22 protein-coding genes and 1 pseudogene are annotated in these 25989 nt (G+C 70.6%); 10 read left to right on the top strand and 13 right to left on the bottom strand.

Annotation, left to right across the window (positions count from 1 at the left end):
- Positions 1-218: 218 nt before the first annotated feature.
- Together IEX31_RS19750 and IEX31_RS10955 are read right to left on the bottom strand one after the other, a co-directional pair.
- Positions 219-362: pseudogene (locus tag IEX31_RS19750) on the bottom strand (transposase); the annotation flags it as partial.
- Between the two features lie 229 nt (positions 363-591).
- Complete coding sequence (locus IEX31_RS10955; RefSeq protein WP_188743474.1) at positions 592-1059, bottom strand: MarR family winged helix-turn-helix transcriptional regulator; 468 nt, start codon at positions 1057-1059, stop codon at positions 592-594.
- Between the two features lie 66 nt (positions 1060-1125).
- Here IEX31_RS10955 and IEX31_RS10960 point away from each other — a divergent pair, with 66 nt between their 5' ends.
- The 6 genes from IEX31_RS10960 (at position 1126) to IEX31_RS10985 (ending at position 9744) form a co-directional block, all read left to right on the top strand.
- Entirely contained in the window at positions 1126-2592 is a 1467-nt protein-coding gene (locus tag IEX31_RS10960) for an MFS transporter (protein WP_188743475.1), read from the top strand.
- The gene (locus IEX31_RS10965) at positions 2589-3233 is read left to right on the top strand and encodes a DUF998 domain-containing protein (protein ID WP_188743476.1); all 645 of its coding nucleotides are present in this window, start codon (positions 2589-2591) and stop codon (positions 3231-3233) included. Before IEX31_RS10960 ends, IEX31_RS10965 begins: the two co-directional genes overlap by 4 nt.
- Before the next feature lie 280 nt (positions 3234-3513).
- Positions 3514-5979 carry a glycosyl hydrolase 2 galactose-binding domain-containing protein gene (locus tag IEX31_RS10970; RefSeq protein WP_188743477.1) on the top strand — a complete coding sequence of 822 codons (2466 nt, stop codon included), beginning with the start codon at positions 3514-3516 and terminating at the stop codon, positions 5977-5979.
- Positions 5976-6887 carry a sugar kinase gene (locus IEX31_RS10975; protein WP_188743478.1) on the top strand — a complete coding sequence of 304 codons (912 nt, stop codon included), beginning with the start codon at positions 5976-5978 and terminating at the stop codon, positions 6885-6887. Before IEX31_RS10970 ends, IEX31_RS10975 begins: the two co-directional genes overlap by 4 nt.
- Entirely contained in the window at positions 6884-7498 is a 615-nt protein-coding gene (locus IEX31_RS10980) for a bifunctional 4-hydroxy-2-oxoglutarate aldolase/2-dehydro-3-deoxy-phosphogluconate aldolase (RefSeq protein WP_188743479.1), read from the top strand. The genes IEX31_RS10975 and IEX31_RS10980 overlap by 4 nt, the downstream gene beginning before the upstream one ends.
- The gene (locus tag IEX31_RS10985) at positions 7495-9744 is read left to right on the top strand and encodes a glycoside hydrolase family 3 N-terminal domain-containing protein (protein WP_188743480.1); all 2250 of its coding nucleotides are present in this window, start codon (positions 7495-7497) and stop codon (positions 9742-9744) included. The genes IEX31_RS10980 and IEX31_RS10985 overlap by 4 nt, the downstream gene beginning before the upstream one ends.
- Here the strand turns inward: IEX31_RS10985 and IEX31_RS10990 are convergent.
- The 6 genes from IEX31_RS10990 to IEX31_RS11015 form a co-directional block, all read right to left on the bottom strand.
- Entirely contained in the window at positions 9734-11077 is a 1344-nt protein-coding gene (locus IEX31_RS10990) for a glycoside hydrolase family 28 protein (protein WP_188743481.1), read from the bottom strand. The two genes, IEX31_RS10985 and IEX31_RS10990, sit on opposite strands and share 11 nt — an antisense overlap.
- Position 11078: 1 nt before the next feature.
- A complete protein-coding gene (locus tag IEX31_RS10995) occupies positions 11079-12467 on the bottom strand; it encodes a D-apionate lactonase family protein (protein WP_188743482.1) in 1389 nt (462 codons plus the stop codon).
- A 2-nt stretch (positions 12468-12469) separates the two neighbouring features.
- The gene (locus tag IEX31_RS11000; protein ID WP_229662283.1) at positions 12470-13279 is read right to left on the bottom strand and encodes a carbohydrate ABC transporter permease; all 810 of its coding nucleotides are present in this window, start codon (positions 13277-13279) and stop codon (positions 12470-12472) included.
- A 61-nt stretch (positions 13280-13340) separates the two neighbouring features.
- Positions 13341-14261, bottom strand: a complete 921-nt coding sequence (locus tag IEX31_RS11005) for a carbohydrate ABC transporter permease (RefSeq protein ID WP_188743484.1) — start codon at positions 14259-14261, stop codon at positions 13341-13343.
- 98 nt (positions 14262-14359) lie between these two features.
- Positions 14360-15649: an ABC transporter substrate-binding protein gene (locus IEX31_RS11010; RefSeq protein ID WP_188743485.1), complete on the bottom strand. Its 1290-nt coding sequence runs from the start codon at positions 15647-15649 to the stop codon at positions 14360-14362.
- Positions 15650-16100: 451 nt separating this feature from the next.
- Entirely contained in the window at positions 16101-16667 is a 567-nt protein-coding gene (locus IEX31_RS11015) for a CGNR zinc finger domain-containing protein (protein WP_188743486.1), read from the bottom strand.
- 80 nt (positions 16668-16747) lie between these two features.
- On the opposite strand from IEX31_RS11015, the gene IEX31_RS11020 reads away from it, so the two are divergent.
- The gene (locus IEX31_RS11020; RefSeq protein ID WP_229662284.1) at positions 16748-17728 is read left to right on the top strand and encodes a quinone oxidoreductase family protein; all 981 of its coding nucleotides are present in this window, start codon (positions 16748-16750) and stop codon (positions 17726-17728) included.
- A gap of 177 nt (positions 17729-17905) precedes the next feature.
- On the opposite strand, the gene IEX31_RS11025 is transcribed toward IEX31_RS11020, so the two are convergent.
- Positions 17906-18355, bottom strand: coding sequence for an SRPBCC family protein (locus IEX31_RS11025; protein ID WP_188743487.1), 450 nt, complete (start codon positions 18353-18355; stop codon positions 17906-17908).
- A 57-nt stretch (positions 18356-18412) separates the two neighbouring features.
- Between IEX31_RS11025 and IEX31_RS11030 the strand changes: the two genes are divergently transcribed.
- Positions 18413-18952 (top strand): MarR family winged helix-turn-helix transcriptional regulator, encoded by a 540-nt coding sequence (locus IEX31_RS11030; RefSeq protein WP_188743488.1) that lies wholly within the window; start codon positions 18413-18415, stop codon positions 18950-18952.
- Here the strand turns inward: IEX31_RS11030 and IEX31_RS18915 are convergent.
- The 3 genes from IEX31_RS18915 to IEX31_RS11045 are packed head-to-tail and all read right to left on the bottom strand — an operon-like array spanning position 18942 to position 22316.
- Complete coding sequence (locus IEX31_RS18915) at positions 18942-20177, bottom strand: Acg family FMN-binding oxidoreductase (RefSeq protein ID WP_229662285.1); 1236 nt, start codon at positions 20175-20177, stop codon at positions 18942-18944. The genes IEX31_RS11030 and IEX31_RS18915 overlap by 11 nt on opposite strands.
- Positions 20177-20842, bottom strand: coding sequence for a TetR/AcrR family transcriptional regulator (locus IEX31_RS11040; protein ID WP_188743489.1), 666 nt, complete (start codon positions 20840-20842; stop codon positions 20177-20179). Before IEX31_RS11040 ends, IEX31_RS18915 begins: the two co-directional genes overlap by 1 nt.
- Before the next feature lie 19 nt (positions 20843-20861).
- The gene (locus IEX31_RS11045; protein WP_188743490.1) at positions 20862-22316 is read right to left on the bottom strand and encodes an aminotransferase-like domain-containing protein; all 1455 of its coding nucleotides are present in this window, start codon (positions 22314-22316) and stop codon (positions 20862-20864) included.
- 60 nt (positions 22317-22376) lie between these two features.
- On the opposite strand from IEX31_RS11045, the gene IEX31_RS11050 reads away from it, so the two are divergent.
- A complete protein-coding gene (locus IEX31_RS11050) occupies positions 22377-23780 on the top strand; it encodes a pyridoxal phosphate-dependent decarboxylase family protein (protein WP_188743491.1) in 1404 nt (467 codons plus the stop codon).
- A 401-nt stretch (positions 23781-24181) separates the two neighbouring features.
- On the opposite strand, the gene IEX31_RS11055 is transcribed toward IEX31_RS11050, so the two are convergent.
- The gene (locus IEX31_RS11055; protein WP_188743492.1) at positions 24182-24829 is read right to left on the bottom strand and encodes a TetR/AcrR family transcriptional regulator; all 648 of its coding nucleotides are present in this window, start codon (positions 24827-24829) and stop codon (positions 24182-24184) included.
- 84 nt (positions 24830-24913) lie between these two features.
- On the opposite strand from IEX31_RS11055, the gene IEX31_RS11060 reads away from it, so the two are divergent.
- The gene (locus IEX31_RS11060) at positions 24914-25960 is read left to right on the top strand and encodes an NAD-dependent epimerase/dehydratase family protein (protein WP_229662286.1); all 1047 of its coding nucleotides are present in this window, start codon (positions 24914-24916) and stop codon (positions 25958-25960) included.
- Positions 25961-25989 lie beyond the last annotated feature (29 nt).

Here is a 25989-nt window from a genome sequence, read left to right on the forward strand (position 1 = left end):
GCGTGATCTGGCGCTGCTGGCAAGACCACACCACCTACAACCCCCAACTCCACGGAGGCGCCATGCAACAAATCGCCGCCTGAGGTTGACCTAGGGAATCTCATCTGACCTCCTCGTCATCGAGATGGTGTCAGTTCCGCGTCGGGTTCTGGAGTCCTTCGTGGATCGATACAGATCGAGTGGTCGGGAACGGTTCGATTGCGAGCGCGGCCAACACACTCTCGGTGTCGCATGCGTAGCAGCACGATCCTGTGCAGTGCGGCGTTCGCGTGTCGGTTCCCGCCGCGGGAGAGCCGGTGTCGGGTGCGTTGACCGGACGACGCGGGAATCGGGGCGACACCGGCGAGAGCGGCGAATGTGGCCCGTGTAGTGAGCCGTTCGGGGTTTCGTAAGGAGACCCATCCCTTGCACGCACCATTTGGCACGCTCGGCTCGGGCTCGCCGGAAATCTCCCGCACCCGGCGGGCGATGGTGTCGGGATGCACCTCCGTCGCCGTCGTGCCCCCTCGAGCTGCTCGGGGTGCATCTGCCTGGCCGACTCACGTGCCGGACAGGGAACGGACAGGAACGAAACCGCGAACCCAGGCCGATTCAGGGCGCCTCGTCATCGAGTGCTCGGCGGAGGGTGTCGTGGAGCGCGTGACGCTCGCTCGGTGCGAGGGCGCTGAAGACGGCGTCGGTGACGTCGTCCATGAGCGTGTCGGCGCGCGCGAGGAGTTCGCGCCCGGCCGGGGTGAGGTCGACCACGGAGCGGCGGCGGTCGTCGGCCGCGCGTCGGCGCGCGACGAGACCGCGCTGCTCGAGTGAGTCGACCACCGCCACGATGACCTGCGGAGCTTTCCAGGCGAGTTCGGCGAGATCCTGCTGCGAGTCGGGCTCGTCGGTGCCGAGGATCGCGAGAGTCAGGTAGTCGCGCCCGTCGATTCCGAGCGGGGCGAGCGCCCGCTCGCCCCGCGCGAGCACCTCGAAGCCGAGGCGGTGCACCGCGAGCGACATGCGCTGTCGCACGCCTTCCGCGCGGACACGGTGGGCGGGAGCGAGCGATTCGGGCAGCGGCACATCAATCATGCTAGCGAACGATTCAACGATTGCATGATTTGCCAAACGTCAATATAATTCATGATCGTGAACGATTCACGGTCTTCATCAATACGGGACCTCCGGGACTGGCTACTGCTCGTCGCGCTCGCGCTCGCGCAGTTCCTCGTCGTCCTCGACGTGACGATCGTGAACGTCGCCCTCCCCTCGATCGGCGCCGAGTTGTCGTTCGCTTCCGATGCGATCTCGTGGGTCGTGAACGCCTACACGCTCGCCTTCGGCGGACTGCTGCTGCTGGGCGGCCGTCTCGCCGACGTCATCGGGCGCCGGGCGATGTTCCTCACCGGCCTCGGGCTGCTCACCGCCGCCTCGCTCGGCGGCGGCCTCGCCGACACCGCCGAGTCGCTCGTCGCCGCCCGCGTCGTCCAGGGGCTCGGCGCCGCGCTCATGTCGCCGGCGGCGCTCGCGCTCGTGCTCACGACGTTTCCCGAGGGTCGCGGTCGCGCGACCGCCCTCGGAGTGTGGACCTCGCTCGGCGCACTGGGCGGGACGGCGGGCGTCGCCCTCGGCGGCGTGCTGATCGAGCAGCTCGGGTGGCGCTGGGTGTTCTTCGTCAACGTGCCGATCGCCGTGCTCATCGTCCCCTTCGTGCTCGGCCTGGTGCGCGAGTCTCGCGCACCCGCGGCGCGGGGCTTCGACGCGGCGGGCGCGGTCACCGCGACCGCCGGTGCCACACTGCTCGTCGCGGCCGCGGCGGGTACGGCCGACGAGGCCTGGATCGCCATCATGTTCGCGATCGCCGGCCTGGTGCTGCTCGGAGTGTTCGTCGCGATCGAGTTGCGATCGCGCGCGCCGCTCGTGCCCCTCGGGATGCTCGCCGCCCGGCCGACGTGGGTCGGGATTCTCTCCCTCGCGCTCAACGGGGCGGCCTTCGTCGGCATGTTCTTCCTGCTCGCGCAGTCGCTCCAGGCCGAGCGCGGGATGAGCGCGCTCGAAGCGGGACTCGCGGTCGTCCCGATGGGGCTCGCCGCGATCGGCGGCGCGGTGCTCGCCGGCGCGCTGGTGCCCCGGATCGGCACCCGACTGACGGCCGCGCTCGGTGCGACGGTGGGGGCCGCCGCCCTCGGAGCGCTGGCGCTCGCCGGCCCGGCGAGCCCGTACTCGGTCGGCGTGCTCCCCGCGATCGTCGCCTACGGCCTCGCCATCCCGCTCGTGGGCGTACCGAGCCAGATCGCCGCCGTGCACGCCGCACCGCGGGAACGCGTCGGCACCGCGTCCGGCGCCGCGAACGCGGCGAACCAGCTCGGCGCCGCACTCGGCGTCGCCGCTGCGGCATCCGTGTCGTCATCCTTCGGCTTCGCCGCGGGGTTCGCCCTCACCGCGGCCTTCGCCGCCGCCGTTCTGCTGCTCGTGCTCGCCGCGGCACCGACCCTCGGGGTGCGATCCCGGCCACAGTCCCCGCGGGCATCGCGTGTGCGGGCGACCGCCCGGTCCGCGGCGGCCGCGCGTCCCATCCCTGAACCCGCCGTACCCGAGGAAGGAACCCCCCGATGACTGCTCAGACCCTGACGACCTCCCGTCGCGCACGGATCTCAGGGCGCCTCGCCCAGGGCGGAGTGGCGCTGTTCGTCGTGCTCGTTGCCGTGCTGCATGTGCTCCGACCTGACGTCTCGCCCGTCGACGACCCACTGAGCGCCTACGCGGTCGGCCCGCACGGGTGGCTCATGACGGTGGCGTTCCTCGCGAACGCCTTCGCATTCGCAGCGCTCGCCGCAGGCATGTCGCGCGGCTTCCCCGTCTCGACGGGGCGGCGCCGCACCATCACGGTCCTGCTCGTCGTGGCGAGCGCGGGGATGGCGATCGCGGCTTTCGCGCCGACCGATGTGCCGGTCGTCTCGCCGCCGACTCCGACGGGTCTGATCCACACGGTCGCCGCCCTCGCCGCGTTCCTCGCCCTGGCCGCCTCCGGGGCGGTGTCGCTCGGCTCGTTCTGGGGCGCTCCTGGGGCGACGCCGCGTACCGCAGCGGTGGCGCTCGTCACCGGCGCCCTCATCTCGCTCGTCGTCTTCCTGGGGCTCACCTTCGGTGGGCTGGCGGGCGCCGGGCTCGCGCAGCGCATCCTCACTGCGCTCCTGCTGGCCTGGGTCGCCCTCGCCGGGGGGCGGCTGGCGATGCGCAGGCCCTCAAGATCGTAAGCGCCGGATCCTGCGAGGCCCGCAATCACAGGGTCGTCGCGCGAAGAAGGCTCGGATGTCTTCCGCATAGAGGTCGGGCGCCTCGATGCTGACTGCACCGTGAGGCCCTGGGCCACAAGACCAACTCAGAAGCCCACCCTCATGGCGTCTGAGGAATGGCCGATAGCGCGACGACGAGGCGCAGCTCGCGCCTGGCCCGGGTCGCGCGATACCGCGGACCGCGGCGGTGGCCGCTGTGGGCCGCTTGTGAACCGGTTCAGTTCTGGGATAGATTGCCTTGGTGCCCCTCCACGATGTCGCGTCGGCCCGCCGTATCCCGCTCCGCGAAGGCTGGGCGCTGGAGCTCGCCCGCAGCGAGGACGCGGTGTCGGAGGATGTCGCGCAGGCCCTGCCGATTCCAGCCACCGTGCCGGGCACCGTGCACACCGATCTGCTTGCGGCCGGTCTCATCCCGGATCCCTACCTCGACGACCGCGAGGATGCCGTCGCCTGGATCGGGCGCGCTGACTGGCGGTATCGGCTCGAGTTCGTGCATGAGCCGCACGACGGCGAGGAGGCGGTGCTCTGCTTCGACGGGCTGGATACCATCTGCCGCATCGAGCTCGACGGCGTGCTCGTGGCGGAGACGTCGAACATGCACCGGCGCTACCGCTTCCCTGTCGACCTCCGACCGGGGCGTCACGCGCTCGTCGTGACCTTCTCGTCGGCGCTGCGCCACGCAGTGACCGAGGCCGAGCGGCTGGGCGATCTACCCCGCCAGTATCGGCATCCGTACAACTTCATCCGCAAGTCCGCCTCCCATTTCGGATGGGACTGGGGGCCGACCCTCGTCACCGCGGGGATCTGGCGCGACGCGCGCATCGAGCTCAGCAGTCGTGGCCGAATCGGCGACGTGCGGGTGCTCACCGCGCTGGACGCCGGCGATGGGATCGTGGAGGTCTTCGCCGCGGTGCACGAGCCGCATCCCGGATCCGAGCTCCGCGTGCGCGCCGGGGACGCCGAGGTCCGCGTGCCGGCGGGGCAGCCGGCGCGACTGCGCGTGGCGAAGCCGCAGCGCTGGTGGCCGCGCGGCTTCGGCGAGCCGGCGCTGCACGACCTCGCCGTGACGCTCGAGGCGGACGGCGACGTCATCGACTCGTGGGAGTCGCGCATCGGGTTCCGCGACGTGCGGCTCGACACGTCCGCCGACGAGGAGGGGAGCGCGTTCCGCATCATGGTGAACGACACCCCGATCCCCGTGCGCGGCGTCAACTGGATCCCCGACGACTGCTTCCCTCCGCGTGTCACGAGCGAGCGGCTGCGCACGCGGCTCGGGCAGGCGCTCGATGCCGGCGTGAACCTCGTCCGAGTCTGGGGCGGTGGATGCTACGAGAGCGACGAGTTCTATCGCCTGTGCGACGAAGCGGGTCTGCTCGTGCAGCAGGACTTCCTCTTCGCGTGCGCCGCCTACCCCGAGTCCGAGCCGCTGCGCAGCGAGGTCGAGTCGGAAGCGCGCGACAACGTCGCACGGCTCTCCCGGCATCCGAGTCTCGTGCTTTGGAACGGCAACAACGAGAACTTCTGGGGCGAGCAGGACTGGGGATGGCGCCCCGCGATCGGCGGCCGCCCGTGGGGCGCCGGCTACTACCTCGACATCCTCCCGCGCGTCGTCGCCGCGGTCGACCCGACGCGCCCCTATTGGGCCGGCAGCCCCTACTCCGGGACGCCGGAGATCCACCCGAACGACCCCGACCACGGCACGATGCACATCTGGGACGTGTGGAACCGACTCGACTATCCCGCGTATCGCGGCCATCGGCCCCGTTTCGCGGCGGAGTTCGGATGGCAGGCTCCGCCGGCGTGGTCCACACTGGAGCGGGCCGTCAGCAGCCGGCCGCTGGGGCCCGATTCGCCGCTCCTGCGGTCCCATCAGAAGGCGGAGGACGGGCATGCCAAGCTCGCGCGCGCCATCACGGACCATTTCCCGGCCGCGCACGACGGAGACGACTGGCACTTCGCGGGCCAACTCGTGCAGGCGCGTGCGATCGCGTTCGGGATCGAGCACTTCCGGGCGCTGCGCCCGCGAAACTGGGGCACGATCCTGTGGCAGCTCAACGACTGCTGGCCGGTGATCTCGTGGGCCGTCGTCGATGGCGACGGGCGGCTCAAACCCGCGTGGTACGCGTTGCGCGCCGCCTACGCGACCCGCCTCGTGACGATCCAGCCCGGAGGCTCCGGTCCGGTCGTCCATCTCGTCAACGATGACCCGGTCGACTGGGTCGCCGCGCTCGAAGTGCGCCGCATCGGTCTCGACGGCGGCGACCGAACGAGCGAGCGCTGGGACGTGACCGTCCCCGCGCTCGGCGCGCTCGCCCTGCCCCTGCCGGCCACGCTCGCTCACCCGGACGACCCACGCACCGAGGTGCTTGTCGCGACGACGGCGGAAGGGCGCGGCGTCTGGTTCTGGGCGGCGGATGCCGAGCTGGCCCTCGACCCCGATCCGCTCGAGACCCGGACGCGCCGCGACGGCGGCGATGTCGTGCTCGATATCTCCGCACGATCGGTTGCGCGCGACGTCTGCGTGCTCGCGGACCGCATCGATCCCGCCGCCGAGGCAGACGCCGGAGTCGTCACGCTGCTGCCCGGTGAACAGATGCAGTTGCGCGTCCGAGGGATTCCGCCCGGACGCGACACGGAGCTGACACGCCGACCCGTGCTGAGGCACGCGGCAGAGCTCGTCCCCGAACATGCCAGGGAGCTGCGATGACCGCGCCGGCGTCGCCCGGCGTCGAAGTCCTCGGCATCGGCGAGGCCATGATCCTCGTCACCCCGGCGGAGGCGCAGCCGCTCACCGAGGCGCGGGACTTCCGTCTCGACGTCGGCGGCGCCGAGTCCAACGTCGCCACTCACCTCGCGCGGGCTGGGATCCGGGCCGCGTGGGCCGGCGCAGTGGGCGCCGACCCCCTCGGTGAACGCGTGCTCGCCACCCTCCGCCGACGCGGCGTCGACGTCACGCTCGCGGCCGTGGACGACACCGCGCCCACAGGCCTCTATCTGAAGGATCCGGGGCCGGACGGCACGCGCGTCCACTACTACCGGAGGTGTTCGGCCGCCTCGCGGCTCGGGCCCGACTTCGCCCTCGGGCTTCCGCTCGGCGAGGTTCCGCTCGTCCATCTCACCGGGATCACTTCCGCGCTCTCCCCCTCGTGCGCCGCCCTCGTCGAAGCGGTCATCGGCCGCCGCCGCGCGGTCGGCCTTCCCGTGTCCTTCGACGTCAACCACCGCCCGGCGCTCTGGGGATCGGACGCCGCGGAGCGTCTTCTCTCGCTCGCCCGTCGCTGCGACCTCGTGTTCGTCGGTCTCGATGAGGGCCAGGCGCTGTGGGATGTCGCGACCGCCGCCGATCTCGCAGCGCTGATCGGCTCGGAGTCGCGCACCATCGTCGTGAAAGACGGCGCACGCGCGGCGACCTGGTTCCGCTCAGAGGCGGTTGTCGAGGTCGCACCCGAGCGTGCCGACGTCCACGAGGCGGTCGGCGCGGGGGATGCCTTCGCCGCGGGGTTCATCGCGGGGCTGCTGCGAGGCGGGTCGCCCGAACGCTGCCTCACCGAGGGCAACACGATGGCCCGGACGGTCCTGGGGACGACCGCCGACTTCGCGGAGGTGATCGCGTGAGCTCCGACTGGTTCGAGCTGCAGCTCGCGGCGAGCCCCGTGCTTGTGATCCTGCGGGGCCTCGGCCCAGCGCGAAGCGTCGAACTGGCCGAGCGCGCCTGGGCGGCGGGAGTGCCCCTCGTCGAGATCCCGCTGCAGCGACCGGACGACGCTCTGGCGCTGCGGGCGGTTCGCGCGGCCGGCGGGACGCGCCCCGTCGGGGCGGGGACCGTGCTCGACGTCGGCGACCTCGATGCCGCCGCTGGGGCCGGCGCCGACTTCGCGGTGAGCCCCGGCGTCGACACGGCGGTGCTCGCGGAGGCGGCGGCACGCGGCATCCCGCTTCTCCCTGGCGTCGCGACCGCCACCGACATCCAGACCTGCCTCACGCACGGGTACCGCTGGCTCAAGGCCTTCCCGGCGGCGCAGCTGGGCACGGGATGGTTCGCCGCCATGCGCGGCCCGTTCCCCGACGTGTCGTTCGTCGCGACGGGCGGCGTCACACCCGCCGAAGCCGCCGACTACCTCGCAGCCGGGGCGCGAGCGGTGGCGCTCGGGTCGGCGTTCGCGGGTGAGGATGCCGTGGCCGGCGTCGCGGCGCTGCTGGCGGGTCCGGCTCAGGGCGCGCGATGAAGGCCGAGCCGGGGGCGATGGAGGTCTTCCGCGACCCGCGCCGGCCTGTGGACGAGCGCGTCGCCGGCCTGCTCGGACGCATGACTCGCGCGGAGAAGGCCGCTCAGCTGGGTCAGCGTCTTCCCGGCTGGAACATCTGGTCGCGGACGGCGGCCGGACGCCTCCAGGTCGAACCGATGCTCGACGAGGAGGCGGCACGGCGGGGCGGTATCGGAGCGATCTACGGTCTTCAGCGCGCCGACGCCTGGACGGGCAGCGACTGGAGCGACGGAGTGCGACCGGAGGAGGGGGCGGAGCTCGCGGCACTCGTGCAGGAGCGAGTGATCGCATCGAGCCGCTTCGGCATCCCGGCGCTCATGGTCGAGGAGGCACCACACGGGCACCAGGCGCTCGGCGGAACTGTCGTTCCCGTTCCGCTCGCCCTCGGGTCGAGCTGGCGACCCGAGCTCGCCCGCGAAGCCGCTGCTCGGTCGGCATCTGAGCTGCGCGCTCGCGGTGCCCACATTGCGCTCGTCTCGGGCCTCGACCTCCTGCGCGACCCGCGCTGGGGCCGCTCCGAGGAGTGCTACAGCGAGAGTCCCTACCTCGCCGCGCAGTTCGTCGAGGCGACGGTGCGGGGCATCCGCGACGTGCCGGGCGTCGGTGCAGTGCTCAAGCACTTTGCGGCGCAGGGCGCAGGGATCGGTGGGCGCAACGGCTCCGGCGCTCCCATCGGTCCGCGGGAGCTCGCCGAGATCCATCTGCCACCGGCGCACGCCGGCGTGCGGGCCGGCGCGGTGGGTGTCATGGCCGCCTACAATGACATCGACGGCGTGCCGTGCGTGGCTGACCGCGCTCTGCTCACGGACGTGCTGCGCACCCGGTGGGGGTTCGACGGGTTCGTCATGTCGGACATGTTCGCGATCGATCGGCTACAGACCTCGGGTGCGACGCCTGCGCAGTCCGCTTCGCTCGCGCTGCGTGCGGGGGTGGACATGAGCCTGTGCGACGAGGCGTTCGAGCACCTCGAGGACGCGATCGAGCGGGGACTGATCGACGACACAGACCTCGACCTCGCGTGCGGTCGGGTCCTGGGCGTCAAGGTGCGGCTCGGCCTGCTCGATCCGCCGTCTCCCGCCCCCTCGTTCCCGCCTCCTCCCGACGCCGTCTGGGCGCGCGAGCTCGCGGGCGCCGGAGCGGTGCTACTGTCCGATCGGTCGGCACTGCCGCTGAAGGCGAATGCGCGGGTAGCGCTCCTCGGACCCCTCGCGAGCGCGCCGGGCGCGCTCCTCGGCGACTACGTCGCACCGCAGGCCGAGGGCGTCGCGCGCAGCCTGCGCGACGCGTTCGCGCAGCGGTCGCCGGGTCTCGCAGCGGAACCTGGCTGCGACCTCCAGACGCCGCTCGACGGGGGGATCGCCCGTGCCGTCGCGGCGGCCGCGACGGCGGATGTCGCGGTGCTCGTGCTCGGTGGCACGAGCGAGCGCGGCTACGACGACGACTTCCAGTCCAACGGAGCGGGCCTCCCCGGTGAGAGCGCGTTCCGCGCGACGAGCGGCGAGGGCTTCGACATGGCCGAGGTGCGGCTGCCCGCCGCGCAGCTCTCCCTCGCGCGCGCCGTCACTGCGACCGGCGTGCCGACGGTGGCGATCGTCATCTCGGGGCGTCCGCACGGGCTCGGCGATCTCGTGGACAGCTGTGCCGCCGTGCTGTGGAGCGCGTTTCCCGGGCCGGCGGGTGCCGACGTGCTCGTCGAGATCGTGTACGGGGAGCGCGAGCCGACGGGAAGGCTCGCGGCGTCCCTGCCCGCCGCGAGCGGCACGCTGCCCGCGGCGAGCGACGAGCGGATCGAGACGACCTCGCGCTACGTGGACGCCGATGCAGGCGCGCCCCTGCCTCTGGGTGCCGGGCTCGGCTGGACCTCCTGGGAACTCAGCGAGGCGACCCCCTTCACGGCACACGTCGCGACGGCGACCGACGCCGGGCTGGAGGCGACGCTGCGCAACACGGGAGCCCGCGGCGGCGTGCAGCTCGTGCAGCTCTACGCACGCGCGGTCGTGCCCGGCCGCACCCCCCGCCGTGCGGTGCTCGCGGGGTTCGCGCGGGTCGCGGCCGCCCCGGGGGAGGAGGTGCCGGTGCGCGTCGGCGTCGATCCCCTCGCACTGGAGCCGCTCGGCGACCCACGCAGCGGCGTCCTCGAGCTCTGGCTCTCGATGGAGGGCTCCACGGTGCCGGAATCGCGCGTGCGCGTCGCCGTCAGCGGCTGACGACGGCGGCGAGCCCGGACCGCGCGGCCCCGCCACGCAGTCCTTCGACGCGTAGGCCCGGGCAGCTCACCGCCTCCACGGCATGGGCGAAGTATGGGGCGGCGCCGGTCCACACGACCTCGCAGTCGCGCAGGGTCGCGTCACCGACGTTCTCCAGGTAGAAGCCGGAGATCGGATGAGGGTAGAGGTCGGGCCCGCCTGCGAACGGCCGCCGATCGAAGAGGCCCCCGGTCTCTGCCGCCGTGTCCACGAGTTCGATGCGCACGTTGTCGAGGAGGACCTCCGTGACGTGCCCGGGTCCCACCGCAGACATGTTCACGCCGCTCTCGCCGCGCGCGAGGATGTTCACGAACCGCACGTTCCGGATCGAGCCGACCCTGTCGAACCATGGGAACGCGCTGATGTGCAGCGGCTCCCCGCGTCCCCACCACTGTTCGGCGACGAGAGCCGTCTCGATCAGGCAGTCCGACACGAGGATGTCCTCGAAGCGACCCTCCTGGCCGAGCTTGAGCGACACGCCGCGATTGCTGCGGCGGATGACGCAGCCGGTCACGACCACGTTGCGGATCGCGCCGGTCGCGTCTGCGCCCAGGACGATCGCGCTCGAGGCGCTCTCGAGGATGCAGTCCGAGATGATGACGTCCTCGCACTCCCCCGAGCCGGCGAACTCGTCGACGGCCTTGAGCGAGATCGCGTCGTCGGGCGTGCGGATGTCGCAGCCGGAGATGCGCACGCCGCGGCACCGGTCGATGTCGATCCCGTCGGCGTTGGGCGTCTTCATGTCCGCACGGATGACGAGCCCGGCGATGCGCACGTCCTCGCAGCCCGTGAGCCGCAGCGACCACAGCGCGGCATCCGCCATGCGGAAGTCGGTGAGCGAGACGTCCGCGCAGTCGAGGAGAAAGACCGTGAAGGGGCGCTCGGGGTGCATGCGGTACATCGGGCCGAGATCCTTGCGCACGTACGCGTGCGCCGAGCCGTCGAGCGTGCCCGGGCCCGTGATGGCGATGCCCGTCGCTCCTTCCGCCCAGATGAAGGCCCCGCCGTCCGGGAAGTCGTCGCGGACGACGCCCCCCGACAGTGCGCTCACGGGCCGGCGGGCCGTGATGTCTCCCCAATCCCCGCTGGCCTGGAGCACGGCGCCGTGCTCCAGGTGGAGTTCGACATGCGAGCGCAACGTGATCGTGCCGCTTCGGAACCGTCGTCCCGCGGGCACCACGACACGACCCCCGCCGCCGGCCGCCGCCGCGTCGACTGCAGCCTGGATCGCGACGGCGTCGTTCGTCGCGGCATCCCCGACCGCTCCGAAGCGGACGATGTCGAAGTCGGCCATGTCAGGTGCGTCCCGGTATCGTGACCCACTCCGTGCCGAAGCCGGGGACCGTCACCTCGCGACCGTCGGGCATGACCACCCGCTGTGCATCGGGGCTCGGGTTCGCGATGGCCACCCGCAGGCCGTCCTCCGCATCGACGGCCAGCACGCCGAGCGGGGCGGGAGCGGAGGCCCTGTGCAGCGGGCGACCGGCGAGCGCCGCCAGGCGGGAGATGGCGGTAGCGGCGGGAGAGTCCGGTGGAATGTCGCGCGAGAAGTAGCGCAGCGACGCCGGCGCCTCGGGTGCGGCGGATGCGGCGCTTGCCACGACCCAGGTCGCGGCAAGCGGTGTCGTCCAACGGCGCGGCGCGGGTCCACCGGGCGGCTCGGGGACGTAGCGGTGCGCGTCGTCGAGCCAGTCGCCGGCCACATCGAGGAAGGAGACCGGCCCGAGGTGCACAGGCGCGCCGCCCGCCAGCGCACGGGCATGGCGGACGAGGTCGCCGTGCATCGCGGCCGTCTCCAGCACGGAGTCGTCGTCCGCGGCGTGCACGGCGCCGTTGACGCCCAGCTCCACGGCGGGTGGCCTCTGTGCGGGCGGATGCTCGTTGAGCTCGATGAATCCACCTGCTGGGCGCAGCGATGCCGGACTGAGGCATCCGTCGTACACGCCGACAGGGGGCATCCGGCCCACCGGCTCGCCGATCTGGACGCGCTGGCGCCCGATCGGGTGCGGGCGCCCAGTCGTGTGCTGGCGGCCGGGGGTCCACCGCAGCTGCACGCGATGCTCGAAGCGCTGCTGAGCGCGTGCAAGGAGCGGCACGGGTCCCGTCGTGGTGGTGTACGCCTTGTAGGAGGCGTCGGTCCAGTTACGCTGGTCCTCGAGCTCGAGCTCGTCTCCCGTGATCTCGACGTCGAGGCGTCCCCCAGTGGGAGGCTTCGCTCGCAGCCGCGTGAACGGACTGTGGAACGCGGGTGCGTCCGGATGGCTGCGAGCCCGCGCGACGATCTCGCCGGGAAAGGTGAAGCTGTTGCGCACGCCGCCGCGTTCGGTCGTCGCCTCCGCGTGCCGGAACGTGCGGTCGTCGAAGAGCAGGCATGGTCCGATCCTGTTGTAGGGGAAGTCGGCGAGGGCGATGCCGAGCGTCTCCACGGTGAGCACGTTCCCGGCCGCCGTCGCGATCAGGGAGGCGGCCAGCGGGAACGCGGCGTCGGCCGGCTCCGCATCGATGCGGAGCGTGAAGCCGTCGCGCGTCCGCGTGCGCTCTCGGTGCTGCACGATCATCCGAGCCGTGCGCCAGTGCGGGTCGCGGGCCGCGAAATAGAAACGGCCGAGGACTGGTTCGCCATCGAAGCGGATGCCGCGGAGCTCGAGTCCGTCCTCGCGGTCCTCCCGTGTGGTGTATCCCATCGTCAGCCCTTCACGGCTCCCTGGACGAGGGCGTCCTCGAGTCGCCGGTTGAGGATGAGGTACATCACGAACACCGGGATGATCGAGATGACCGCTCCCGCGGCGACCTGCGCGTAGTTCGTGTTGCCGGTCGCGCTCACGAGTGTCGGCAACGCGACCTGGATCGTGCGGTTGATCGGTTGCGGTCCGACGATGACGAGGGTGTAGAGGTACTCGTTCCAGTACGAGATGAACTGCAGAATGCCGACGGTCGCGATGCCGGGGACGACGAGCGGGATGTAGACGCTGCGGAAGATCCTGAACCTGCTCGCCCCGTCGATCGTCGCGCTCTCCTCGAGCTCGCTCGGGACGGTGCGCATGAACTGAGTGAGCAGGATCACGGCGAGGGGCTGCGCCGATGCCGACAGATAGAGAATGATGAACTCGCGCGTACGGTACATTCCCAGCCCGATCGCGAGCAGGAGTGTCGGCACGAGCGCAGCGAACCCGGGGATCAGGAATCCGAATGCATAGACGCGCTCGACGATGCTGCCGATCCTGCCCCTCGCGCGGGCGAGGCCGTACGCCGCGGGCAGTGCTACGGCGAGCGTGAGGATGAGGGCGCTGGCGGTGATGTACAGCGAGTTCCAGAGCGCGGTGCCTGCTTCGAGGTACGTCCAGACGAAGGCGAAGTTCTCCCAGCCGGCGGAGAACGACGGAGTCAACGGCGTGCGGAAGACTTCGAACCGCTCCTTGAATGCTGAGATGACGATCCAATACAGCGGCAGCAGAAGCGTCACCGCGTACAGTCCGATCGCGATGTAGGCGACCACGAAGCCCCTGCTCGGGCGAGTCCGGCGTCGGCGCGTGACGGCTTCTGCTTGCGAGCTCATATCAGTACCTCTGCCGGAACGCTCGGCGGATGATGAGGAGACCGATGCTCCCCAGGATGAACAGAAGGACGCCGATGGCCTGGCTGTATCCAATGGACGGCGCTCCGGTGAACGCGAAGCGATAGACGAGCCACGAGAGTGTCGATGTGGCCTGGCCAGGTCCGCCAGCGGTCATGACCAGGATGAGCGCGGCAGACCCGAACAGCGTCCACAGGAACTGGAGCATCAGCACGACTCCGAAGAAGTCGATCGAGATCGGGAACGCGATGCGCCACATGCGCTGCCAGTGGTTCGCGCCGTCGAGTTCGGCGGCGGCGTAGACGTCGCCGTCGATCGCCGAGAGCCGCGCGGCGAAGAGGATCGAATTGAACCCGAGCCCCGACCAGATGCCGACCAGGATGATGCAGAGCATCGCCGTGCTCTCGTTCGCGAGCCAAGCCCTGGTCCATTCCTCGAGTCCGACGGCCGTGAGCAGGGAGTTGATGAGTCCGGCCGGCCCGAACACGACGGTGAAGATCGTGCCGAGTTGCGCCACGGAGATGAGGGCGGGGATGAAGAGCACGACGCGGAAGAACCGATGGCCGCGGAACTTGAGGCTGAGGAAGTAGCCGAGCATGAAGCCGCCGACGACTTGGATGGGGACGGTCGCCACGAGCTGGATCGCAGTGTTCACGATCGCCGTCCCGACTCGCGGGTCGTTGAACATCTCGGCGAAGTTCTCGAAGCCGATGAACTCGGGCGTCGCGATGATGCTCGTCCAGTCCGTGAAGGAGATGAGGAACATCGCGATCAGCGGACCAATGGTGAAGATCAGGTACCAGAGGAGCGAGGGGATGGTGAAGAACGCCAGCACGCGGTTGCTCCGGCGGAGCGATCCCGCACGGGGTGGGGCGGTCTTCGGCGCCTTCGTCTCCGTCGACATGATGATCGTCTCGGTTGTCACTTCGGACTTTCGTGGTCAGGAAGCGGGTCCGGCGCATGCCGGACCCGCCTCGCGGTGGGAGGAGACTGCGGCCGAGCTCAGCCCTGCCAGAGCTGGTCGAGCCGCGCCGCGAACTCCTCAGCTGTGGCACCCGGTGTGCCGATGAACCACGTGACCTCGGGGGTGATGTCGACGCCGGCCTTGACGTAGAGGTCGTGGATCGTCGCGAGGTCGTTGTTGTCGGTGATCGTCGCATTCTGCTGGAGAAGCGGATTGCTCCACTCGACGTCGCCGATGACCGCGGCCTGGACCGACGAGATCTGGTTGGACTCGCCCACCCACGCCTGGAGTTGCTCGGGTGCGTAGAGGAAGTCGATGAACTGCTTGACCAGGCTCAGCTTCGCTTCGTCGTCGGCGGCGTTCTGGGAGAGCATCAGCCCGTTCCCGCCGATGGGGAAGAGGATCGGCTTGTCGTAGGCTGCGCCGTCGGGAAGCGGCAGTCCCGCGACCGTCGTCGCCGCGGTAACCTCCTCACCGAGGGCCGTGAAGCCCCATGAGCCGAAGTGCGCGATCGCGACCTTGCCCTCGTCGTAGGCGTTCACGCAGTCGTCGTAGGCGTAGCCTGCCGCGTCCTGGATGAACACTTCGCCGTCACGCAGATCGCCGAGCAGCTCGATCCCCTTCAGGGCGTCCGGATCGTCGGCGAATCCTCCGTTCGCCATGATGTCGGCGATCCTGTCGCCCGTGAACAGCTGCGCCCACAGCCAGAACTGGCCGCCGCCGCCCCAGTCCTTGCCTGGAAAGCAGAACGGCTCGATCCCGGCGTCACGCAGGGCCGTGGCGGCCACGACGAGTTCGTCGACCGTCGTCGGGATGGAGTCGATGCCGGCTTGGGCGAGGAGATCCGTGTTGTACCACACCGGCCAGCTTCCGCTCTGGTACGGGAACCCGCCGACCTTCCCGTCATAGGTCCACCACGGGTCGACGACACCAGGCAGCAGGATGTCGGAGATTCCCCACTCATCGAGGTAGGGCGTGACATCGGCGATGAGACCGTTGTCGAGCCAGGGCTTCACTTCGGGGGTGAAGTTGAGCGTGATCAGATCGGGCATCTGGCCCGCGACCGACGCCGTTTCGACCGTCGTCCGGAGATCTTCGAAGGCGACCGTCTCGACGTTGACCTTGATCCCGGTGTCCTCGGTGAAGTCGGCGACAGCGGCCGACAGGAAATCGCCCGTCGCGTCGCCGACCTGCCAACCGGAGAGAATCGTGATCTGGTCGTCCTCAGACGGCGATCCGCCGGCCGCGCAGCCCGAAAGCGCGCTCGCGGCAACCGCGGCGGCACCGATCGAGGCGAAGATCCGCCGCTTCGTGGCGATGGGACTCATCTTGGCTCCTTACATCCTTGTATGGGTTGCGAGATCGTCAACCTGCCGGCTTTGGCTCGAGACGTTCGCAGAGTTGCTGTGGGTACTGGTACTGAACCGGTTCAGGAGGATTGAATCACCGTCTTGTGGCACTGTCAAGACTGCGGGGGTGAATCAGTCGAGCGGGCATCTCGTCTTCGGTCAGCGGCGCGCGCTTCGCGCCGATGCGAATCTGAACCGGTTCGGCACCACTCCGGTTGTTACGGGCACGGAGCGGAATCGCGGTGTGCGGTCCGCGTCGAAGTCGGTCAGCATCTCGCGGAGGTGCTCGGCGTAGTATTCGTGCTTCGGAGGGTGGTCTCGCCGCGGCCGGCTTGGTGGAGCACTCGCGGGGCGGGGGATCGTCTCGCATGATCGGGATCGGCACCGCTCCGGACGGCCTCGAGGACATGGGAGAAAACATCTCGCGTTCTCATGCCTGGCGCCTCCTCGACCGGTAGTTGCGCACCTTCGATTGGGCGCCGCAGACGTTCATCGAGCACCAGCGGCGCCGCCCTGCCTGGGAGTCGTCGTAGAAGAGTAGTGAGCAGTCTGGGCCTTCGCATTCGCGGATCCGGTCGATCCGCCCATGCGCGAGCAGTTCGACGGCGTCGCGGGCGATGGTCGAGATCGCGGCGTCGACGGCACTACCCTGCCAGGCGACCGCCCCCAGGCCGGGTTGTCGCAGGATCGGGGCGAGGTCCGGACGCATCGCCGCGGCGTTGACGGCGCTGAGCGCGTCGGCCGGAAGCGGCCGTGACGCCATCGCTGCACGGACCAGCTCGTTCACGGCCTCACGCAGACGACGAAGACGATCGAGCTGCCCGTTGGTCATGCTGTCCATCGCGCCGGTGGGCAGGACGCCGGCGGCGGCGAGCCAGGCGGTGCCGGACTCCGCGTCAGGGATGCGCTCGATCGGCTCGGCATGCCGCTTGCCGAGTGTCGCGACCAGGTTCAGGCAGACCCGTGCGCCGTCGAGTCGGAACCGGGAAGCGGACATGCCATCGAGCCTATCGCATTGACACCGGATGAACCGGTAACGCAGACTGTCACTGATTCATCCAGTAACAGGAGGTCGACGTGAATGTTGCACAGCTCAGCGAGTTCGGAGATGCCGAGGTGCTTGATCTCGCAGAGGCGCCCATGCCGGAGCCCGGACCGGGTCAGCTCTTGCTGCGGCTCGTCGCCGCGTCCGTGAACCGATCCGACATCCTGTTGCGGTCCGGGCGTTATAACACGCTTCCTGTGCTCCCGGCGACTCCCGGCATCGAGGGCGCCGGAGTCGTCGCCGCACTCGGGGACGACCTCGACGGGTTCCGGGTCGGCGATCGTGTGGTCGCGTGGGGGCCCTCCGGGTTCTACGCCGAATATGCCCTCGCCGACGCGACTCGCACCGTCCCGGTCCCGGATCGGGTTCCGCTCACCACGGCGGCGGCGCTTCCGGTCGCCTGGCTCACCGCCCGCGCAAGCCTTCGCGAGCTCGGCGGACTCCGCGCCGGGCAGAGCGTCCTCATTCACGCCGCTGCAAGTGGCGTCGGCACCGCGGCGGTCCAGACCGCGAAGACTGATGGCGCGACCGTGATCGCGGTCGTCGGATCCGACGAGAAAGCGGCACTGGCCCGCGAGCTCGGCGCAGACCACGTGCTGCGACGCGACCGCGATGACCTTGTCGAGCAGACCAAGCGCCTCACCGCCGGCCGCGGTGTCGACCTCGTCCTCGACCTCGTCGGCGGAGCGGCTTTCCCCGTCAGCCTCCGCCTCGCCGCTGCCGGTGGCCGCGTCGTCGTCGTCGCGAACGTCGCGGGCGAAGCCGGCACGATCGACACCCGGGACTTCTACCCCCGCAACATCAGCATCCACGGCTTCCAGTTCACCAACCGCCAGACCCTCGGCTGGGATCCCCGCCCCGATCTCTCGACCCTCCTCGCCGAGATCGCGGACGGCGTCTACCGTGTCATCATCGACAACGAGCTCCCGCTCGCCGATGCTGCGCAGGCGCACCGACTCATCGAGGACAACGTGACGCGCGGCAAGGTCATCCTCGCCATCACCGACGAATAGCGGTCGGCGCCCTCCATATAGCCGTTTCACTCTGGGGCGCACTCCGTGCCTTCGCGGTCGCATCCGCCCGATCGGCCGCCAAGGCCCGTGCTCCAGGTGACCGAGCCCCCTGGGCCACGAGCCGACTGGCCGCCGTCAGCCCGGAGGGGCCGGCGCCGCCGAAGACCGCATCATGGATCATGCCCGCACCCTACCGGCCACGAAGTCCGCTGCGCGGTAGGCGTCGCCGCGCTCGCTGCGGCGCACTGCGAGGGCGACGAGGGGCTGCAGCAGCCGGTCAGAGCCCGCGAGCTGGAGGCGTTTGTGCAGGATCAGCTCGCAGCGGTCCGCGCCGAGGGGGACCAGCCGGCGGCTGCCGAGGGCCGCGGTGCCGTCGCCGACCCGCCAGGAGAAGGCGGCGCCGGGCTCGACGCCGTGGATCTCGATCTCGCTCACGACGGCGCGGCCGAGGACGACCAGCTCTTCGACCACCTGCGCGCCCTCGTAGACCGGGCCGGGGCGGTCTTGCTCTATCCGGCGCAGCCCCTCCCGCCAGTGCAGATCGTTGGCGTAGTCGGAGAGCAGCGCCCAGGCAGCCTCCTGCGAGGCCTCAATGACAGCCCGGCTCGTAGTCTCGATGGCGCCCATTCCGCTCCCTAGGTAGTTTCCCAAGACACTGTATCTCGGTTGACTATTATCGTCGATATGCAGGATGCTCCGGATTTCGCCGACCACGCCGTCGCGCAATGGCAGCGGCAGCGGCCCGAACTCGATTTCTCGGCCATGGGGCCGCTCGCCCGCTTCGCCCGCTTGGGGCTGCTCGGGCAGCAGCTCGTAGACGGGATCTTTGCCGCCGAGAGCCTCGACCGCGGCGAATTCGACGTGCTCGCCACCCTGCGGCGCAGCGGACCCGACACCGCGGTGACCCCCTCACGCCTCGCCGAGTCGCTGCTTACCACCCGCGGCGGCATGAGCAAGCGGATCGATCGGCTGGAGGCGCGCACCCTGGTGCGGCGGGCCGGCCTGCCCGGCGACCGGCGCAGCCAGCTCATCTCCCTCACCCCTGACGGCCTCGCCCTCATCGACCGGCTCGTGGAGCGGCACGCGGCCAACGAGTCGCGGCTGCTCAATGTCCTCAGCCCCGAGGATCTCGCCGGCTTCGACCGCGCCCTGCGCCGTCTGCTCGCCGCGCTCCCCGAGCTGCTGGACGCGCCGCAGCCCGAGGCCGGGCCCGCTATCCGGTGACGACGTCGGTGACGGCGCGGCGGGGGCTCGGTCTCGGGGTGCGTGTGGGGTGGCCGAGGCGGAAGGCGACCAGCGCCTGCTCGGCGGGGATGCCGAGCGCGGCGGTCCAGTCGGCCGTGAGGGCGTCGCGGGAGCCGGTCGCGCGGGCCCGGTCGATGCGCTCCGTCACCTGGTTCATGTGCTGGAAGCTGAGGCCGAGCTCGGTCGCGTGGAGATGGGCCCGTTCCAGGAGTCGCCCGCCCGCGAACTGCAGCACCGGGTCGTAGACGTCGTCGACGACGACGATGCCATAGGCGGCCGCCGTCTTCGTGGCCACGTCCCGCGTGGTGTTCAGCCAGAACCGGTCGCCGTCCTCGCGGGAGCTCGCGGGGAGGATCTTCGCGAACGCGAGGGTGACCTCATCCAGTCCCTGGCCGTCGAGCGTGAGGCCGTCGCGGTAGCGGTCGATGTCGGCCCGGTCGTTGCGGAACCAGGAGAAGCCTTCGGCGGACTGCTCGGCGTCGTCGACGATCGCCTGGGTGGCCCGCACGATGAGCTCACCGATGGCCGCGCGCGCGGTGGCGCCGGCGATCACGAGGAGCCGGGCCTGCTCGCCGGCACCGGCGAGTGCCTCGAATCCCGCGAGCACGTCGGCATCGACTGGCGTGTCCGTATAGGGGCCGCGATCGCTGTGCCGTCGGGGGATCGCTGCGGCTCGGGTCCGGTCCTCGACGCTCATTGGCGCGCCCGGCACGAAGGTGACGCGCGCGACGAGCTCCGGGTCGGCCGCGGCGGGGACCACCGTGACCCCGGTGTCGAGCCCCTGTCTGCGGGCGGCCACGGCCATGTTCTCGACGGCGCAGCCGAGCCCGGCGTGGTGCTCACGACTGGCTGGATCGGTGACTGGCATCATCCGCATCGGATCGGAGCGCACCTCGACCGTCTCGCCTGCGACGGTGAACTGCCACGGCTGCGTGTTGTGGGGGCTCGCGGCGAGGACGCCGGCGGCGACGATCGCCTCGACACCGGTCAGCGACTCCCACTGATGCCACAGCTCGTACGGTTCGCCCTGCCCAGAGCTCCAGACGCCGTTGAGGGCGCCCCGCACGGCCGCCCCGGCGCCACCGGCCGCAATGACGCCGCCCGCGCCGATGCCGATCCAGGCCAGCAGGCGCCGCCGTGTCAGACCGCCACGGGCGGGCGGCGCAGGCTCCTCGCCCGGGATGGGTGCTGGGGGTTCGCTCATCATCGCTCCACGGTCAGGCGGTGTCGGTTCGGGTGCTCGAGCTGCCGCTCGCCCGCCTCGGTCAGCAGCGCCCGCAGCAGCACGGTGCTTACCGCCCGGGCGCGGACGGGTCCGGCCTCCGGCTCGACGACGTCGAGGAACGCGGGCGCGGCCTCGCTCGCGATCCATGCGGCGACGACCGCGTCGCGCAGGTCGACGCTCCCGACGGCGTTGTGCAGCAGGCCGGCCGCGGCGAGCGAAGCCAGGACCGCGCTGTGCGCGGCGGTTTTCACCTCGAAGGCGCTTCGATACACGGCGGCGAGCTCGGGATCCGCGTGCAGCAGTGCGACCAGCTCACGAGAGAAGAAGGCGTAGCGGGCGCTGACTGCCGGCTGGGCGACGACGCCTGCGAAGAACGCACGCAGAGTCGCCCCCGGGTCATCGCTCTCGGGGATGGACGGGCCGGACGAGCGGCTCCACTCCTCGAACAGCGCCCGGATCACGGCCCGCTTGTCGGGGAACCAATAGTAGAGGTTGCCCGGGCTCACCCCGGCCGCCGCCGCGATGTGATTCGTCGACACCGCCGCCGTGCCGCGGGCGTTGAACAGTTCCCGCGCGGCCTCGAGGATCTCCTCTCGCCGGGCGGCCGTGCGCTGCGGCGTACGGGGACTCGGATCCTTCGACATAACTGTTAGAGTATTTACTCTAGTAGATCGTGTCAAGACCCGTGTCGCCGACACGGCCGAACGCCGGGCGGGCATGCTCCTCTGCGCCGTCGGGCGGACGCTCGAGCGCGTTCTGGAGGATCGCGACCGCACGGTCGAGGGCCTCCGGGTGCGCGGTGAACGGGATGCGGATGCGGTCGATCGCCCCGCCTTCGATCGCGAACTGCGTGCCGTGGGCGAGGGCGAGACCTTGCCGATGCGCTCGATCGACCAAGGTCCGCGCGGAGATTCCGTGGACGCGGAGCCAGATCGTCAGCCCGCCGTCCGGGGTCGTGAAGTCCCAGGCGTCGCCGGCTTCGAGCGCGGCGGCGAGGTGGTCGCGCTGCGTGCGTAGTTGGGTGCGGCGCTGCACGAGAAGTTCGTCGAGGGAGGCGACCAGCGGTCGGGCCGCGAGCTGGGTCAGCGGCGACGGCGTGAAGAGCCCGGTGAGCGGGTTGCGCTGCAGCCGGCGGATCATCGGGGCGCTCGCCCGGATCCAACCGACGCGGATGCCGCCCCAGACGGTCTTGCTCGTCGTCCCGAGGGCGACGACCGGGGAGCCGGCGATGCGGGGGATGGGTCGCGGGGGGTCGCGCAGGTCGAGGTCGCGCATGGTCTCGTCGATGACGAGGGTGATGCCGAGCCGGTCTGCGAGCGTGGCGAGATCGAGGCGCTGCTCTGGCGGCATGAGCGCGCCTGTCGGGTTGTGGAAGTCGGGCACGAGGTAGGCGATCGCACCGCGGGAGGCCGCGCCGATCGCGGTCAGGTCCCAGCCCTGTTCGGTGACCGGGATCGCGATCGTCCTGGCGCGTCGGGCGCGGATCAGCGCGAGCGCTCCGTGGTAGCTCGGGTTCTCCACCAGGATCGGCCGCCGGCGGTCGTGGAGCTCCTCGAGAATCAGATGGAGTGCGGCGCGCGCCCCAGTCGTGATGAGGATCTCGCGTGGTTCGGTGGGCATACCCTCAGCGGTGTAGCGGACCGCGATCGCCGCGCGCAGTTCCGCATCGTGCGTCTCGGTGACACCGTCGCCGACGAGCAGGGGCGGGAGCGCTGCGGCGGCGAAGCGACCCGCCGCAGTCACCGCGGCATGCGGCGCCGCAGTGACCGCATGCGTGAGGTCGAGCTCGAGCTCGCCGCCGGGATGGTCGAGCGTCCACGGCGTGATCCGCTCGGTCACGGCGGTCGGGAGCCGCAACTCGCTCCCGCTGCCATGACGGGTCACCATCCATCCGCCGCGGCGCAGCACTCCGAGGGCGTTGACCAACGTCCCGCGGCTCACCCGCAGCGACTCGGCCAGTGCCCGCTCCGACGGCAGCACAGTGCCCACCCCGAGCCGGCCGTCGAGCACCGCCGCCCGGACCGATTCCGCGAGCGCGTCGGCGAGGGTCGGCGCTGAGGACCGCCACGCCCCGAGCGCCGCCGCGAGCTCACGCGATCCGACTCGACCCGAGACCATTGGTCCACTTTATCCAGGGTGGACCAACTACCGATGCGGTGATCGACGTAGCATCATCGCATGCACCCGCGCCTCGCCGCCGACCTCGACCGCCTCCCGAGCCTGCTCGACACCACGGTCGCCGCGGCCGCACGCGGATTGGCCTCGCTCGAGGATCGTCCCGTTGCGGTCGCCGTGCCGATACCGGCCCTCGTCCCGGTACCCGAGCACGGCATCGGACTCGGCGGCGCGCTCACCTCCTTCGCCGAGACCTGGGAGGCCGGCCTCTCCGGCAGCGCCGGACCCCGCTATCTCGGCTTCGTCACCGGCGGCGCGACCCCTGCGTCGGTCGCCGGTGACTGGCTCGCCAGCGCCTACGACCAGAACGTCGCCGCCGGTGGCGACTCGCTCGCCCCGGAGCTGCAGCGCCAGACCCTCACCTGGCTCGCTGAGCTGTTCGGCATCGGCACTGCGCATCGCGGCTCCTTCGTCACCGGCGCGACCGTCTCGAACACCGTCGGCCTCGCGATCGCCCGCGAATGGATCGGCGAGCAGCTCGGCGCCGACGTCTCCCGCGACGGCGTCGCCGCGCTCGGCCCCGTGACGGTGCTCTCCGGCACGCCGCATTCGAGCATCCCGAAGGCGATGTCGGTGCTCGGGCTCGGCCGCGACCGGCTGCAGCGGGTTCCGACCCTGCTCGGACGGGAGGCGGTCGATGTCGTCGCGCTCGAGACGGCCCTCGCCTCCCTGGACGGCAAACCTGCGATCGTCGTCGCGAACGCGGGCACGGTGAACACCGTCGATTTCGACGACCTTCGCGCGATCGCCGCACTCCGCGAGCGCTACCCCTTCTGGCTGCACGTCGACGGGTCGTTCGGCGCCTTCGCCGCGCTGTCGCCCGAGCACGCGCACCTCGTCGACGGCCTCGACCTCGCCGACTCGATCTGTCTCGACCTGCACAAGTGGCTCAACGTGCCCTACGACGCGGCCGTGCAGTTCAGCCGCCGCCTCGACCTGCAGACGAAAGTGTTCCAGAACACCGCGAGCTACCTCACCGTCGTCGGCGACGACCCCGACCTCATCCACCTCACCCCCGAGAACTCGCAGCGATTCCGGGCGCTGCCCACCTGGTTCTCCCTGGTCGCCTACGGGCGCGAGGGTCATCGGGAGATCGTCGAGCGTGACATCGCCCTCGCCCGCGCCCTCGGCGACCGGATCGACGCCGACCAGGCGCTGAGGTTGCTCGCCCCGGTCCGGCTCAATGTCGTCTGCCTCACCCTCGCCCAGAATCCCACTCCTGAGCGCGTGAACGCTCTCGCCGCCGCAGTCGCCGCGTCCGGCGAGGCGTTCCTCACCGGCACCGTGTATGACGGGACGCCGGGGCTCCGCGCCGCCTTCTGCAACTGGAGCACGAGCATGGAGGATGTCGAACTGGTCCACGCGGCACTAGCGAAGGCGGCCGAGCTTTGTTCGCCGGTGGACTAGGGAGCATGCCGAATGCGGCCGAAGGGCATGCTTGGAGGGATGAGCTGGGAGTCGACGGCCGAGCACCATCGGCTTGCGAGCGAGCTCGTGCGGAAGCGACTCGACAGTATGCATGCGGCGCGATCCTGCTCACTTCGGCAATCCGAGCTCGCGCAGCTGTGCGGTCCGTTCTCCGCCCCTGTCGCCGGTGTTGACGGTACCGACGCGCTCGAGCATGACGATCTCTGTCTCGTTGCCTGCTCGGGGGCGGCGCTCGACTCCGGATGAACTCGCCCTGCACCTTCGCAACCCTCAGGTCGTGGTTGTTGGCGGTCGCGACGCGACAGGGCTGCCAGTTCTCGGCAGCCTGGTCGAGCGCGACGCGGATGTTCGGCGTGGACATCGTGGCGTCCCTCGTCCTGTCAGCCCCGCGGGCGCCGCAGCAGGCTCGCGATCGCGTCCCCGACGCGCTCGATCATCTCCTCGGGGGTCGTGCCGAGCGCATGGCAGCGGGCCTCGACCGGCCCGTCGACCCACAGAGTGACGTAGCCGACCGCAAGCGACCAGAACAGCTGCACCCATGGCTCGGGGTCTGCGTTGGGGAGAGCGCCCTCGCGCTGGGCGGCGACGACGGTCGCGCGGAGCAGGTCGACGGCCCGGGTGTCCGCGACTTCCGGGTGACGCGCCGGGTCGCCGGCCTCCGGACGGAGCATGACCCGCATGTGGGCGGGGTGGTCAGCGGCGAATCGCGCGTAGGCGACGAGCATGTCCCGGAGCGCGGCGGTCGCATCCACGGCGACGGAAACCGCGTCGCCGAGGCGCTTGTAGAGCAACGTGTGACCCTCGGCGATGATTGCGGCGAACAGGGCCGCCCGGTCAGGGAAGTGGTGGTAGGGAGCCGCTGGCGTCACGCCGGCATCCCGCGCGAGTTGCCGGAGACTGACGGCCGCGACGCCGCGCTCCGAGATCGTCTTCAGGCTCTCGGCGATCAGCTCGCTCCGCAGCGCGCCGTGGTGATACGGCCGCGCGGAGTTGTCGACCTCCGCAGTGGCGGCCGCAGTCTCATGCATGCTCCCAGCGTAGACCGTCTTGCACTCGAACTGAACACCGCTTAGACTGCATCTAAACAACGATCAGTTCACATGGAGGAGCGCATGTCGAAGGGACCGATTCTTGTCACAGGGGTGACCGGCTTCGTCGGAGGCTATGTGGCCCTCGACTTGCTCGACCAGGGATACGATGTGCGCGGGACCGTCCGCAACCCGGATCGCGCGGATGTCGCGCACCTCCGCTCCGCCGCCGACAAGGCCGGAACACGGCTCGAACTGGTTGCCGCGTCGCTCCTCGACGACGATGGCTGGGATGCCGCGGTGGACGGGGTGACGGCGGTCGAGCACGTCGCCTCGCCCGCCCCGAAGTACCGGCCGATGGACGAGGAGGAGGTCATCCGTCCAGCCGTCGACGGAACGCGACGCGTCCTCCAGGCAGCCGCGCGCGCCGGCGTGAAGCGCATCGCCCTGACCTCCTCCGTCGACGCGATCCGTGCCGGTCACAACCTGTCGGACGGGCGGGAGCTCTCCGAAGACGTCTGGTCCGTCGTCGAGCGGGCGGAGCCGTACGCGAAGAGCAAGACCATCGCCGAGCGCGCCGCCTGGGCTGATGCGGCGTCGCTGGGCATCGACCTGACGGTACTGAACCCGAGCCTCATCCTGGGGCCGGTCCAGACGGCAACAACGAACGTCTCGGTCGACATCATCCGCCAGCTGCTCACCGGCGAGCTCAGCGGGCTGCCACGCCTCGGCTTCGCGCCGGTCGACGTGCGGGACGTCGCGACAGCCCACCGCGTCGTGCTCGAGCGCCCGGAGGCGATCGGCCGCCGCTACGTACTGTCCACCGAAGCGATCTGGCTCGCGGACATCGCCCGAGTGCTCGCGGAGGAGTACAACCCGAAGGGATACTCCGTCCCCACCCGCGCGATCCCAGGCTGGATCGTCCGCCTCGGCGCACGCTTCGACCCCACGCTCCGCCTCGCCCTCCCTCTCCTCAACCAGCCCGCACGGAACTCATCCGCCAGGGCTCGCACCGAACTCGGCTGGACCACGCGTGAGACGCGCACCACGATCCTGGAGACCGCTGAATCGCTCGTCGCTGCCGGAATCGTGAAGCCGGTCGCGACGTTCATCCCCAGCGTTCCTGGTTGACGACGGCCCACAGTATCCCGGGTCCGTCA

The sequence above is a fragment of the Agromyces bauzanensis genome (assembly GCF_014645655.1).
In the GTDB taxonomy this organism is placed as follows: domain Bacteria; phylum Actinomycetota; class Actinomycetes; order Actinomycetales; family Microbacteriaceae; genus Agromyces; species Agromyces bauzanensis.

What these genes read in the sequence shown, in the direction of transcription:
- IEX31_RS11055 (WP_188743492.1), bottom strand. Translation starts at nt 24,829, where the DNA reads ATGCATGAGACTGCGGCCGCCACTGCGGAGGTCGACAACTCCGCGCGG.
- IEX31_RS11060 (WP_229662286.1), top strand. Translation starts at nt 24,914, where the DNA reads ATGTCGAAGGGACCGATTCTTGTCACAGGGGTGACCGGCTTCGTCGGA.
- IEX31_RS11005 (WP_188743484.1), bottom strand. Translation starts at nt 14,261, where the DNA reads ATGTCGACGGAGACGAAGGCGCCGAAGACCGCCCCACCCCGTGCGGGA.
- IEX31_RS11030 (WP_188743488.1), top strand. Translation starts at nt 18,413, where the DNA reads ATGCAGGATGCTCCGGATTTCGCCGACCACGCCGTCGCGCAATGGCAG.
- IEX31_RS11025 (WP_188743487.1), bottom strand. Translation starts at nt 18,355, where the DNA reads ATGGGCGCCATCGAGACTACGAGCCGGGCTGTCATTGAGGCCTCGCAG.
- IEX31_RS10990 (WP_188743481.1), bottom strand. Translation starts at nt 11,077, where the DNA reads ATGGCCGACTTCGACATCGTCCGCTTCGGAGCGGTCGGGGATGCCGCG.
- IEX31_RS18915 (WP_229662285.1), bottom strand. Translation starts at nt 20,177, where the DNA reads ATGAGCGAACCCCCAGCACCCATCCCGGGCGAGGAGCCTGCGCCGCCC.
- IEX31_RS10985 (WP_188743480.1), top strand. Translation starts at nt 7,495, where the DNA reads ATGAAGGCCGAGCCGGGGGCGATGGAGGTCTTCCGCGACCCGCGCCGG.
- IEX31_RS11045 (WP_188743490.1), bottom strand. Translation starts at nt 22,316, where the DNA reads ATGGTCTCGGGTCGAGTCGGATCGCGTGAGCTCGCGGCGGCGCTCGGG.
- IEX31_RS11050 (WP_188743491.1), top strand. Translation starts at nt 22,377, where the DNA reads ATGCACCCGCGCCTCGCCGCCGACCTCGACCGCCTCCCGAGCCTGCTC.
- IEX31_RS11015 (WP_188743486.1), bottom strand. Translation starts at nt 16,667, where the DNA reads ATGTCCGCTTCCCGGTTCCGACTCGACGGCGCACGGGTCTGCCTGAAC.
- IEX31_RS11010 (WP_188743485.1), bottom strand. Translation starts at nt 15,649, where the DNA reads ATGAGTCCCATCGCCACGAAGCGGCGGATCTTCGCCTCGATCGGTGCC.
- IEX31_RS10965 (WP_188743476.1), top strand. Translation starts at nt 2,589, where the DNA reads ATGACTGCTCAGACCCTGACGACCTCCCGTCGCGCACGGATCTCAGGG.
- IEX31_RS10995 (WP_188743482.1), bottom strand. Translation starts at nt 12,467, where the DNA reads ATGGGATACACCACACGGGAGGACCGCGAGGACGGACTCGAGCTCCGC.
- IEX31_RS10975 (WP_188743478.1), top strand. Translation starts at nt 5,976, where the DNA reads ATGACCGCGCCGGCGTCGCCCGGCGTCGAAGTCCTCGGCATCGGCGAG.
- IEX31_RS11040 (WP_188743489.1), bottom strand. Translation starts at nt 20,842, where the DNA reads ATGTCGAAGGATCCGAGTCCCCGTACGCCGCAGCGCACGGCCGCCCGG.